At 70.8% G+C, this 9,640-nt stretch carries 13 protein-coding genes; 5 read left to right on the top strand and 8 right to left on the bottom strand.

Annotation, left to right across the window (positions count from 1 at the left end):
• Window positions 1-544: MFS transporter (locus AB0J39_RS35405; RefSeq protein ID WP_363472835.1), on the bottom strand; the 544-nt coding region annotated here is incomplete at its 3' end.
• Window positions 541-1,173: a TetR/AcrR family transcriptional regulator gene (locus AB0J39_RS35400; protein ID WP_363472832.1), complete on the bottom strand. Its 633-nt coding sequence runs from the start codon at window positions 1,171-1,173 to the stop codon at window positions 541-543. The genes AB0J39_RS35400 and AB0J39_RS35405, both read right to left, overlap by 4 nt.
• Between AB0J39_RS35400 and AB0J39_RS35395 the strand changes: the two genes are divergently transcribed.
• The 3 genes from AB0J39_RS35395 to AB0J39_RS35385 all read left to right on the top strand — a co-directional run bounded on the left by AB0J39_RS35395 (window position 1,054) and on the right by AB0J39_RS35385 (window position 2,832).
• Window positions 1,054-2,115, top strand: coding sequence for an MOSC N-terminal beta barrel domain-containing protein (locus tag AB0J39_RS35395; protein WP_363472829.1), 1,062 nt, complete (start codon window positions 1,054-1,056; stop codon window positions 2,113-2,115). The genes AB0J39_RS35400 and AB0J39_RS35395 overlap by 120 nt on opposite strands.
• A 31-nt stretch (window positions 2,116-2,146) precedes the next feature.
• Window positions 2,147-2,473 carry a hypothetical protein gene (locus tag AB0J39_RS35390; RefSeq protein ID WP_363472827.1) on the top strand — a complete coding sequence of 109 codons (327 nt, stop codon included), beginning with the start codon at window positions 2,147-2,149 and terminating at the stop codon, window positions 2,471-2,473.
• A 65-nt stretch (window positions 2,474-2,538) separates the two neighbouring features.
• Entirely contained in the window at window positions 2,539-2,832 is a 294-nt protein-coding gene (locus AB0J39_RS35385) for a hypothetical protein (protein ID WP_363472824.1), read from the top strand.
• Here AB0J39_RS35385 and AB0J39_RS35380 read toward each other — a convergent pair whose 3' ends face one another.
• The 4 genes from AB0J39_RS35380 to AB0J39_RS35365 all read right to left on the bottom strand — a co-directional run bounded on the left by AB0J39_RS35380 (window position 2,833) and on the right by AB0J39_RS35365 (window position 7,080).
• Window positions 2,833-3,423: a DinB family protein gene (locus AB0J39_RS35380; RefSeq protein WP_363472821.1), complete on the bottom strand. Its 591-nt coding sequence runs from the start codon at window positions 3,421-3,423 to the stop codon at window positions 2,833-2,835.
• Window positions 3,424-3,565: 142 nt separating this feature from the next.
• Window positions 3,566-4,096, bottom strand: a complete 531-nt coding sequence (locus AB0J39_RS35375) for a hypothetical protein (protein WP_363472818.1) — start codon at window positions 4,094-4,096, stop codon at window positions 3,566-3,568.
• Between the two features lie 56 nt (window positions 4,097-4,152).
• Window positions 4,153-5,880: a choice-of-anchor P family protein gene (locus tag AB0J39_RS35370; protein ID WP_363472816.1), complete on the bottom strand. Its 1,728-nt coding sequence runs from the start codon at window positions 5,878-5,880 to the stop codon at window positions 4,153-4,155.
• Between the two features lie 591 nt (window positions 5,881-6,471).
• Complete coding sequence (locus AB0J39_RS35365; RefSeq protein WP_363472813.1) at window positions 6,472-7,080, bottom strand: TetR/AcrR family transcriptional regulator; 609 nt, start codon at window positions 7,078-7,080, stop codon at window positions 6,472-6,474.
• A 344-nt stretch (window positions 7,081-7,424) separates the two neighbouring features.
• Here AB0J39_RS35365 and AB0J39_RS35360 point away from each other — a divergent pair, with 344 nt between their 5' ends.
• Window positions 7,425-7,985 carry a hypothetical protein gene (locus AB0J39_RS35360; RefSeq protein WP_363472810.1) on the top strand — a complete coding sequence of 187 codons (561 nt, stop codon included), beginning with the start codon at window positions 7,425-7,427 and terminating at the stop codon, window positions 7,983-7,985.
• Window positions 7,986-8,224: 239 nt separating this feature from the next.
• On the opposite strand, the gene AB0J39_RS35355 is transcribed toward AB0J39_RS35360, so the two are convergent.
• Window positions 8,225-8,833, bottom strand: a complete 609-nt coding sequence (locus tag AB0J39_RS35355; RefSeq protein WP_363472807.1) for a WHG domain-containing protein — start codon at window positions 8,831-8,833, stop codon at window positions 8,225-8,227.
• A gap of 84 nt (window positions 8,834-8,917) precedes the next feature.
• Here AB0J39_RS35355 and AB0J39_RS35350 point away from each other — a divergent pair, with 84 nt between their 5' ends.
• Window positions 8,918-9,403, top strand: coding sequence for an FBP domain-containing protein (locus AB0J39_RS35350; protein ID WP_363472804.1), 486 nt, complete (start codon window positions 8,918-8,920; stop codon window positions 9,401-9,403).
• A 63-nt stretch (window positions 9,404-9,466) separates the two neighbouring features.
• On the opposite strand, the gene AB0J39_RS35345 is transcribed toward AB0J39_RS35350, so the two are convergent.
• Window positions 9,467-9,640, bottom strand: a 174-nt coding sequence (locus AB0J39_RS35345; protein WP_363472838.1) for a VOC family protein, incomplete at its 5' end; no start/stop codon positions are given.

The raw sequence follows: 9,640 nt of genomic DNA, 5'->3' as shown, positions 1-9,640 counted from the left end.
GTACGGCGAGGGTGAGCGCGGCGATCAGGACGGCGGCCGGGATGTTGAGCACGAAGACGGTGCGCCAGCCGAGCTCCGCCACGACGACGCCGCCCAGGACCGGCCCGGCCGCACCGGCCACGCCGATGGCGCTGGTGCGTACGGCGATCGCCGTACCGAGCCGGTCGGCCGGATACGCGAGCCGCAGCAGCGCGAGCGTCGCCGGCTGGACGAACGCGCCGAAAACGCCCTGGACGACCCGAAGGCCGATCACCCAGCCGGCGGTTGGCGCGAGCGCGATGCCGGCCGAGGCGGCCGCGAAGCCGAGCACACCGGCGACCAGCAGGCGCCGATGGCCGTACCGGTCGCCGAGCCGGCCCGCGATGACGAGCAGCGCGGCCACCGCGACCATGTAGCCGGTGCTGGTCCACTGCACCTGGGTGACGCTCGCGGCCAGGTCGCGCCGCAGGCTCGGCTGCGCCACGACCAGCACCGTGCCGTCCAGCGCGACGATCATCGCGGCGGCGGCGCTGACCACCAGCGCCAGATGCCTGCGCGCGGTCATGAGGCGACGGGCCCGAGATGGGCGTCCAGCGCCTCGGCGACCAGCCGGTCGAGGCGTTCCGCGCCGGGTGCTCCGCCGGCGCCGAGGACGAGCTGCAGGCTGCCCCACGTCCACAACTGGGCGATCCCGTGCAGGTTGGCCCAGAAGGCGGCGGCGGTCACCGCGGGGTCCTCCGGGAGGTCGGCCCGGTCCCGGTGTTGTTTCGCCCGGCACTGGGCGACCAGCGTGGTCAGGCGCTCGAACAGCGGGAGCGTGGACTCGCGCAGCCTCGGCCCGTCCGCGGCGTGCCGGTCGCTGTCGAGCAGCTCGTGGCGGAACATCAGCTCGAACATGCCCCGGCATTCCAGCGCGTAGCCGACGTACTCCCGCGCGAACACCTGGAGCTGTTCACGCGGTGCGGTCAGCCCGGCCATCGCGGCGGCGAACCGCGCCTCGAGGTCGGCGAAGCCCCGGCGGGCGATGGCCGACAGCAACGAGTGGTGCGTGGGGAAGTACCGGCGCGGAGCCCCGTGCGACACCCCGGCCCGGCGGGCGATCTCCCGCAGTCCCAGCGCGGCGGTGCCCTCGGTCAGCACGAGGTCCACCCCCACCTCCACGAGCCGCTCCCGCAAAGAACCCGCATCATCCATAGACAGTGTCTACCAAGCATTGGTAGACACTGTCTACTCGTCTTGCCGCAAAGCCGGTCAGGATGCCGGAGTTTCCGGCTTTCGAGGAGTGATTCCCGGACGTACGCTGGCGACGTGGAGCTGGCCGAGATCCGTAGATACCCGGTGAAGTCGGTTTCCGGGTGGATTGTTGACTCAGCGGTCGTGGAGCCATGGGGCCTGGCGGGGGATCGCCGGTGGGCCGTGGTGGACGAGTCGGGCGACCTGCACTGGGTGGGGGAGAACCCGCGACTGCTGTCCGTCGTGGCCACTCGCACCGCCGAGGACGGCCTGCTGCTCGAAGCTCCCGGTCAGCCGCAGCTGAAGGTGCCCCCGGCCACGGGCGAACACGTCCCCGTCCACTTCGTGGAACTCGACACGGCGGTCCTCGCCCATCCGGAGGCCCACGCCTGGTTCAGCCGCCTGCTGGGGAAACCCGCCCACCTCGTCTGGCTCGACGACCCCCGCCGCTGCTCCGTCCCGGCCTCCCACGGCGGCCTCCCCGGCGACGTCGTCAGCTTCGCCGGGGACGCTCCCTTCCTGCTCACCTCCCGATCCTCCCTCCGCCGGCTCGACGACTGGATCGCCGAGGGCGCGCTCGAACGTCAGGAGGAGGTCCCCGCCCCCCTCGACATGGCCCGCTTCCGCCCCAGCCTCGTCGTGGACGGCTTTCCCCCCTACGTCGAGGACACCTGGCGCGAGATCCGCATCGGCGCCCTCCGCTTCCGCATGTCCGAACTGTGCGACCGCTGCGCCGTGCCCACCTACGACCCCGTCACCCTGGAGAAGGGCAAGGAACCTCTCCGCACCCTGGCCCGCCACCGAAGCTGGGGCGGCAAGACCTGGTTCGGTGTCCGCTTCATCCCCCGCGACTACGGTGAGATCCGAGTCGGCGACGAGGTGACCGTCCTCGCCACCGCCTGACCCGGCGGCGCGGGCCTCAAGGGGCCAGGTCGTGGTGAGAAAGGCTCAACGAAGTACCGTCAGCCCGGACCTTGAGGCTGTCGGGCTGCCGTCGCCCTCGCCGCTGCCGGTGTCTGTCGCGCCGGGCGGGTCACGAGATTTCCAGGGCGGCTCCATCGGCCGCGGACCGTTCGATGGCGGCGAGGAGCCGGTGATGGCGCAGGCCGGTCTCGAAACCGGGGTGAGGCTACCGGTCTTCGGCGATGGCCTGGGCGACCTCCTGGTGGAGGGCCGCGAAGTCGGCCGGCGGGCCCGCGACCCGTTCGAGTGCGGCCAGGAAGTGCCCGGCCATGATGGTCAGGATTTTGGTTCCCTCTGAGAAATCGAGGCCGAACGAACGCGCCCACCAGCCGTGACGTCATAGAGCAGCTGATCCACGGAGCCGTGGACCCGAGCGCGGGCGAGGACACACCCCACGGCCGCCTGTGCGTCAACAGCGTGCACGCCCGCGGACCCGACGCGAACACCGCACGCCAGGACGCCATCGCGGCCCGCAAAGCCGGCGAGGCCGCGCTGCGCAGGCGGCTGGAGCAGGCCACCGATCTGCCCTCCCGCTACGAACCGGCCGCCCTGGCCGCACTCATCCACACGATCTCCGACGGCATCGCCGTCCAGGCGGCAGCCGGCCGCCGCCACGACGTGCCGTATCGGACAGAGCCGGTTCGCCTCCGCCCGTGATCAGCCCTCGCCGGTCTCCCGCGCCGTGCGCTCCAGGCGGTCGCGGTAGCTCTCCCACCACGCCTGATCGCCGTGGGGCAGGTTGAGGTTCCCGTCCCGCATCCCGGCCGTGCCGTCGATGAGTTCCCTGACGATGTCGGCGTGACCGGCGTGCCGGTTGGTCTCCGCGATCACGTGCACCAGGATCTGGTGCAGTGTCGCCGTGCTCCGTTCGTCCGGCCACCACGGGACATGACCGGTCGCGTCGAGCGCCAGCGTGGCGATGGTGGTGTCGGAGTGCTGCCATACCCGGCGGTACAGCCCGACGATGTGGTCGCGCGACTCGTCCGCGGTCGCCCACATGTCCGCGTTGTCTTCGGCGTCGTCCTCCATCCACTCCAGCGGTTCGCCGAACGGCCGCCCGAACGTGTCGCCGAAGTAGCCCACCTCCACTCCGGCGAGGTGTTTGACGAGTCCCAGCAGGTTGGTGCCGGTCGGGGTCATCGGGCGGCGGATCTGATACTCGGAGAGCCCGTCGAGCTTCCACAACAAGGCGTCGCGGGCGGTCTGCAGATAGCGGTGGAGGTCCGTCTTCGGTTCCGGTGTGGCCATGCCGGGGAGTTTGTCAGCCGGCGCCGGCGGCCCGCACCGGCTTTTCCCCCGGCCGGTGCCGTACGGTCCGCGGAGAGCCCTTCCCCGTACAGGGAAACCCCGCCCCGGTGGGGACCGGGACGGGGCCCCAGCGCGGCGGGGCTCAGGTGATGGTCAGCGTCGTCACCCCCGTCGCTCCGGTGAGGCCGGTGGTGAGGCACATCAGCAGGTTCGGCTGGGGGAGGGCGATGAGCTGCACCGCGGACCGGCCGGTGAACGGACCCGAGGTGACGGTGCCGGTGAACGTGGTGACGACCTGCCCGGCCACGCCGGTGCTGCTGCCGGTGCCCTCGATGACGCTGGCCTCCCCGGTGTTCCAGGTGACGGTCCGCGCGGCCGTGAAGCCGTCGAAGAGGTCGTTGCAGCCGGCGAGGATGGTGAACCGCTCGTCGTACGATCCGCTCGTCACATCGCCTCCGCCCAGGCAGGAGGTGAACCGGCCGGTGGTGGTGATCTCGAAGTCGCGGGGCTGGAAGAGCACTCCGGGGTTGTAGGCGACGGACTCGGTCCCCTGGCACTGCACGAGCGCGAGCGGCCGGGCCCGCGCCGGGCTCGCGGTGGCCGGCGCCACCACGCCGAGGGCGGCTACGGCGGCAAGGGCGAGCGAGCGCGCCCGGGATCTCCAGTCGGTCAAGGCTGTCTCCTCGTGTCGAGCCGCGGCCGCCTCGGGCGGCCGACGGGACCGGGTGGTCAGGCGGACGGGCACGGCGTGCCGGGGACGGTCAGGGCGGCCCTGGCGTGGCTGACCACGATGTCCACTCCCGCCAGCGTCCGCACGTGGATGGCGTTGACCGCGACACCGGCGCCCCCCGCGATGGGCACCTGCTCGTTGATCACGACTTTCGCCACGAGCGGGAGGTTGATCGTCAGGTTGGGCTTCGGGTCGGCGATCGACACGCCGCCGACCTTGAGGTTGGTGATGCGCACCGAGCCGTCGACGTCGACCTGCCCGCTCTCGCCGTCCCGTGCTTCGGCCTTGGCGGTGATCTCCTCGGCGGTGACGAGACCGCCGAGGAGGTTCACCCCCGCGGTCTTGGCGGAGGCGGACGCGGTGCGCAGGCCGTCGTCGCCGACCGCGCCGGCGGCCTTCGTGGCGATCGCGCCCAGTGAGCCGAGGCCGGGAAGCGTGGCCTGCAGGAGCGTGCCGTCGTCGGAGCCCGGGGCGTCGGTGCAGGTGACGTCGGAGGGAACCAGCGGCGCGACCGTCACCAGCGGGGCCGAGACCCGGCCGCCGTGCGCGTGTGCGTCGAAGACCAGGACGGGCCGGGTGAAGGTGACCTCGGCGCAGTCGGGAGGGTCGATCCCGGTGCGGTCGGTGACGTCCGCGGCGCACGTGCGGTAGGTGCCGGTGTGGGCGGCCGCAACGGTGACCGTCGCGGAGCAGGAGGCGGCGCCGGCGGGCAGGGTCCCGGTCACCGTGACCTGCCCGCCTCCCTGCGGCGCGGTCACGGTCGCGTCCGCGCAGTCGGTGGACGGCGTCCCGGCGACGGTGAGGCCGCTCGGCAGGCTGCCCTTGAACGACCAGCCCTTCTTCACGGCCAGTTCGCCGGTGTTGGTGATCGTGAACTTCAGCGCCGCGGTCTCGCCCACGCGGGCGGAATCGGGGCTGTAGGAGACGTCGAGCCGGGGTGTGACGTCCAGGATGCGTACGTTGTCGAAGGCCGCGTCGTTGCCGGTGCCGCTGGCCTGGAAGTTGACCAGCCTCAGCCGCAGCGCGCCCCCGTCGAAGAGGACGGGCCCGTCGCTGGTGTAGGTGCCGACGGCCACCGAGCCGATCGTCGTCCCCGGGCGGGCGCACGGCTCGATCGGGGTGGTGAACGCGGGCACGGCCGTCACGGCGTCCAGCAGGTAGAAGCCCAGCTTGGCGTGGTTGGCGAAGCAGTTGGTCTCGGCGACGTCAACGGAGAAGGCCAGGAACCGCTTGGGGCCGATGTCGATGGAGAAGTTCGACTCCAGCTGAGTCCTGCCCGAGCCGGGATCGTCCCCGGTGTAGGCCGTGACGGCGTGGTTGGTCGCCGGGTCCTCGCCCGCCCACTGGCCGAGCGCGCCGGCCATCTGCTTCACCGTCGCCCAGGCGTTGCCGCAGCCGGAGTCCACCGGCGCGACGGCGGGGTTCTGCTGCGAGGCGATCCAGCCGTTGCAGTGGGTCAGCCAGGCCGGGTCGGCGGTGTAGGTCTGGTGGACGGGCGCGGCTCCGGTGTAGTCGCTGACCAGGATGGGTGTGGCGCCCTGATCGTGCTCGAAGTCCTCGGCGAAGACGGTCTTCGGTGGCGCGGGCACGCCCGGATCGCCGGGTGCGGCCGCCGCCGCACCCGGCTGGGCCGTCAGGGCCGCCGCCGACAGGACCAGCGCGCCTAGAGCGGCGACCGCCCTGTGTGACGGACCTGGCGCGTGGCCACGCGCATGAGAACGCCTCATGTGCGAGTTCCTCCCATTGGTTGACGATGGCGAAAGGCGTGAACGCCCCCGAACCGCTCCGGCCTTTGTATAAGCAAAAAGAGCGACCTTTAGGCAAATTGCTGGATCGCTCCTAAGACAAAATGGCGTGCCGCTCTCAGACTGTCAATGACCTTTCCGATTTGCCTCGTTTGGCGGCATATATCGGCATATCCTGGATGATGCCGCACCGAGAGGAATAAGGAAGGCGAAAATTCTGCCGGGCTGTACCTGGTGCGGGCGTGCCGCCGTCGCACCCGAGGAGCGGGTTTTCGAGGCCAGGCTGGTGCTGGGCGAAGCCGAGGCACGCGGAAACGCCGGCCTTGTCACGTCGTTCAGCACCAGGCGGGCGTACGGCATTTCTCGGCTACATCACCCACCCGCACTACGGTTGGCCGGCCGAATGCGGGCAGTGTTCCAGCCTCGCGAAGGAGCCCGGAGCGGGCTTGCGCGGCCGACCGTCATCGCCGGGCCGGCCGAAACGGCTGTGCGGAAAATGCCGGCTGCGCGCCGAGGTATCCCGCCGGCGATCGCCGGTAAGGGCTTCATTCCTGAGCGGATGCGCCCGCGGTTTCAGGCGTCCGCCGCTCCGCTGTAGTCGGTGGCGGCGTAAACCTGCAGGAGCCGCTCGACTCCGTGGAGGAAGGTCTCGCAGATCAGCACCGGGTCGAACAGGCAGCCGGCGGCCATGGCGCCGTCGCGCATCATCACGAAGTGGCGGGCGGCGGGCTCGGCGCCGGTCTCCTGGACCTTGGCCAGTAGTTCCGTGATGGTTTCCAGGAACCATTGGCGGTGGGCGAGCACGGCCTTGTGCACCGGGGACTCGGGGTCGGGATACTCGGCGGCAGCGTTCAGGAAGGCGCATCCCCGGAAGCCGGGGGACTGGATGCCATCGCCGATGGATCTGCTGAGGGCCCGGATGGTGTCGGCGGCCGGTAGTCCGGCGGCGACGGCCTGGTCCGCCTGACCCCGCAAGGCCCGGTCGACCTCGTTCAGATAAGCGAGGACAAGGTCTTCCTTGCCCGGAAAGTGCCGGTAGAGGGTGGCCCGCGTCACCTGCGCCTCGGCGACTATGCGATCGATGCCGACGGCGTGGATGCCCTCCGCGTAGAAGAGCCGGGTGGCCGTGTCGAGCAGCCGGGACCGCGCTTCGGACGTCCGGCCTTCGGATTGGCTACGCATGAGGCCATCCTAGTAGGTAGAACGTTCGGTCTTGACAGCGCGCGCCGAAGGTTGCAGGCTGTGCGAGGTAGAACGTTCTGTCTTGCGAAAAGAGCTCTCCCTAGTGGCTCGTCTTCACGTACGCACCGCCCCGCTGTTCATCCGGGTACGGCCGCGGCCGGCCTTGCCGGCGGCGGCTCCCGCGTGCGCGGCACGGAGGACCTCGGACTTTCCGACCCTCGTGAAGCCGGCCTGAGTTTCCCTCGAGCCTCTGCCGCGACCACGGCCGTCAGCGCGCGCCGGGAGTGTCCTCCCGGAACGAGCGAGGCGGTCTACTCCTCACTCCAACTCCGACAAGGATCGTCATGAGTTCCATCGCTGCTTCACCCGGCATCTCCGGCACCGCGTCCGCGCTGCGGCGGCTGTACTTCGTCCGGTTCGCGTTCGCCATCGTCTGGGCCCTCGCGATGTTCACGACCGCCTCGAACCTGGGTCCGCTCGCGATCGCCCTGCTCGTGCTCTACCCGCTGTTCGACGTGGCCGCCGCCGTCATCGACGCTCGCGCGTCGCGCGCCACCGGAGCACCCGCCCTGCTGTACGTCAACATCGCGGTCAGCCTGATCACCGCCATCGGCGTGGCCGTCGCCTGCGCGTCCGGCGTCCCGGCTGTGCTGCGCGTGTGGGGCGCCTGGGCGATCGTGGCCGGACTGGTCCAGTTGATCGTGGGCGTCACCCGCCGCACGATGGGCGGCCAGTGGCCGATGATCATCAGCGGTGCCATCTCGGTACTCGCCGGCGCGTCGTTCATTCTCGGCGCCTCGGCGACCGACCCGACGCTGACCAACGCGGCCGGCTACGCCATCCCCGGCGGCGTCTTCTTCCTCATATCGGCCGTTCGCCTCGGCCGCGCCGCGAAGGGAAACTGACATGGACAGCACCACGTACGACGTCATCGTGATCGGGGCGGGTCCGGTCGGGGAGAACGTCGCCGACCGGGTGGTGCGGGGTGGGCTGACCGCCGTCGGTCGCCTCGTGGTGGCTGGCCTCTGCGCTGGGGACAGCTGGGCGATCCGGCCAGAGCCGGGGACGCCGTCGTGCACATCGCGTCGGCCGGTGCGCTGGAAGCGATAAGGCCGTGACGACCTGCGACACGTGACAACGCCGATCACGTGCGAGGGACGACACGGCTCGCGTCAGGCTCCGCGCGCTCGGCCGGCCAGTTGCGCAGGGCGACGTCGATCGTGTCGAGCATCCGGCTCCAGGACTCGGCCGCGGCGCGCGGATGATGGCGGAAGCCGCCTGCCGCTTCGAGACTCACGAACCCGTGGAAGACGCTGCCCAGCAGCCGGACCGCGTCGGTCTGGTCGGGCTCCGCCAGCGCGTAGCCGCGCAGAATCGCCCGCGTCATGTCGGAGTGCCGCCGGGCCGCGGCAGCCGCCTCGGTCTGCGGGTCGATATCCACCTGCATGGCCGCGTACCTGCCCGGATGCTCCCTGGCGTAGTCGCGGTAGGCGCCGGCGAAGGCGACCAGCGCGTCCTTGCCCGCCCGTCCGGCCAGCGCCGCCGCGGCCCGGTCGGCGAGCTCGGTCAGGGCCAGCGCGGCCACCCGGATCCGCAGCTCGTGGGCGTTCCTGATGTGCGAGTACAGACTGGCGTCCTTCACGCCGAACCTGCGCGCCAGCTCCGAGACCGTCAGCTTCTCCAGCCCCACCTCGTCGGCCAGTTCCGCTGCCGCCTCGGTCAGCCGCTCGAGCGTCACCCCGGCTCGCGCCATCCCGCCATCCTTCTTTTTCCTAGGAGTCCTAGGCAAAAGCTTAATTGATTGCCCCTCAAAGCGGCAGTGGGTAGCTTCAATCCTATGAAGCCAATCGCTGAGCGCGAGATCCGCGCCTCGTTCGTCAACTGCACCAAGGGCGAAGCCAAACGCCTCGCCGTACCGCGGGATCTGGGTGCGCGGCCCTGGGACGACCTGGACTTCCTGGGCTGGCAGGACCCCGCCTCACCGGGCCGCGCGTATCTGGTCGCAGAACAGGGCGACCGGCTGGTCGGGGTGGCGTTGCGGCGGGCCACTTCCAATGCCGGACACGTGCGGCGCAGCATGTGCTCGCTCTGCCTGACCACCCATACCGGCGACGGCGTGTCGCTGATGACCGCCCGCCGCGCCGTCGGCAGCGGCAACTCCGTGGGCGTCTACGTCTGCACCGACCTGGCCTGCTCCCTGTATTTGCGTGGCAAGAAGGACGTCGGGCCCGGCGGGCGGATGCCCGAGTCGCTCACGCTGGAAGAGAAGATCAGCAGGACCGCGGTCAACGTGAGCGAGTTCCTCCAGAAGGTGACTCAGTGACCGGAACTGCCGGTGTGCGCGGCGCGCCGGGGCCCGAATCCGTTCGATCGTGACGCGGTCGCGTCAGCTCTGGCGGAGGACGCAGAACTCGTTGCCCTCAGGGTCGGCGAGGACGATCCACGAGACGTCGCCCTGGCCGACGTCGGCGGGCCTCGCGCCGAGGGCCCGCAGCCGCGCCACCTCCGCGGCCTGGTCGTCGCCGGGGTAGGGCAGCAGGTCGAGGTGGACGCGGGTCCA

It is taken from the genome of Microbispora sp. NPDC049633 (genome assembly GCF_040675265.1).
GTDB lineage: Bacteria > Actinomycetota > Actinomycetes > Streptosporangiales > Streptosporangiaceae > Microbispora > Microbispora maris.
Note: the sequence above shows the minus strand (reverse complement) of the source record. Positions and strands in the feature narration are given on the sequence as shown.

Excerpts from the sequence above, each read along its gene's own strand:
- AB0J39_RS35365 (WP_363472813.1), bottom strand. The coding sequence starts at position 7,080 with ATGCGTAGCCAATCCGAAGGCCGGACGTCCGAAGCGCGGTCCCGGCTG.
- AB0J39_RS35360 (WP_363472810.1), top strand. The coding sequence starts at position 7,425 with ATGAGTTCCATCGCTGCTTCACCCGGCATCTCCGGCACCGCGTCCGCG.
- AB0J39_RS35355 (WP_363472807.1), bottom strand. The coding sequence starts at position 8,833 with ATGGCGCGAGCCGGGGTGACGCTCGAGCGGCTGACCGAGGCGGCAGCG.
- AB0J39_RS35380 (WP_363472821.1), bottom strand. The coding sequence starts at position 3,423 with ATGGCCACACCGGAACCGAAGACGGACCTCCACCGCTATCTGCAGACC.
- AB0J39_RS35400 (WP_363472832.1), bottom strand. The coding sequence starts at position 1,173 with ATGGATGATGCGGGTTCTTTGCGGGAGCGGCTCGTGGAGGTGGGGGTG.
- AB0J39_RS35370 (WP_363472816.1), bottom strand. The coding sequence starts at position 5,880 with ATGAGGCGTTCTCATGCGCGTGGCCACGCGCCAGGTCCGTCACACAGG.
- AB0J39_RS35350 (WP_363472804.1), top strand. The coding sequence starts at position 8,918 with ATGAAGCCAATCGCTGAGCGCGAGATCCGCGCCTCGTTCGTCAACTGC.